The 1,049-nt window shown below is 66.5% G+C and carries 1 protein-coding gene; it reads left to right on the forward strand.

The window, feature by feature from the left end; translation table 11 throughout:
- The first annotated feature begins 198 nt into the window (after window positions 1-198).
- Window positions 199-630 (forward strand): hypothetical protein, encoded by a 432-nt coding sequence (locus AC1DIM_RS19765; RefSeq protein ID WP_477712172.1) that lies wholly within the window; start codon window positions 199-201, stop codon window positions 628-630.
- The last annotated feature ends 419 nt before the right edge of the window (window positions 631-1,049 follow it).

Below are 1,049 nucleotides of genomic sequence, written 5' to 3' on the forward strand. Positions count from 1 at the left end.
GAATGTCCCTCCGGCGCTCCTTCGTCGCTTATTTCCTCCGGGATATTCCCGTGCCTTGCCCTGCGGGTAGACAGGCCTCCGTCGGCCACAGCTCCGCAAGCTTCGCCAGCAGCCAAAAAACAACGGGGGAGGAACCGAGAGTAGCTGGCCGGGTCACGCCGCTCCCTCACCCAATCCTCTGCAAAGGACACAAAAACCATGAATGCAATCGCTACCGCGACCATCACCACCAAGGACACCRGCGAAGAGATCCACGGCGTCACCGTGCTTGGCGATTACCACATGAACGACGGCTACGACTGGATGGCACTCATCGGCGAGCACGGCTGGGCCGTGATCCCCAGCTGGGGGTGCGACGGCTGGGACCTGGGCCAGTGGCCCTATGTCATGGTCGCCGGGATCCGCACCGCCGATGAGATCGGCAACCTGTTCGGCATGGCCACGTACTGCGAGGGCGACGTTCGGACGACCTTCTACAGGACCAAAGCCCGGTTCTGGGATGCGATCAGCGAACAGGCGTTCTTCCACTGGAAGAACGGACAGGCCCAAGGACCGGAAGACCTGCCCACGGCGGCAGCCGAGCTGCCCAGCCGGTACCGGCAGCCGTGCACCGTCTTCACCGCCGCCTAACCACCGGCGACAGGTTCCCCGCTCCGCCCAGAGCGGGGAACCCCACCCCCGGATCCTTTCGTTGCCGCTGGAGCCGCACTTTCCGCCGCGCTTGGGCGGTCCGTCGTCGTGGCCGGCTGCCGTTGTGGTCACCGGCGACGGACCGCCGTCCGCATCAGGGCCGCGCGTGGTGGCTGATGCCGGCGGCCTGCCCTGGGGGAGTGGCCGGCGCGGGTGGATCCATCCGCGTCCTCGGGCATGTCCTGGTTTCCGCTTCGCTGCAACCAGGTAATCGGGCGTCCGCTTCGCGGCCGGCTGTGGGGTCCAGGGCGCGCGCCGTCGCAGAGCTCCGGACCCCCTGAACCTTGGTGTCTACGACGTTTTTTGGCTGCTGTCCTTCGGATTGTACGTGTCCGCTCCACCCCGTCTAGCCCCTCCGT

This window comes from Pseudarthrobacter sp. 01T43 (genome assembly GCF_056398665.1).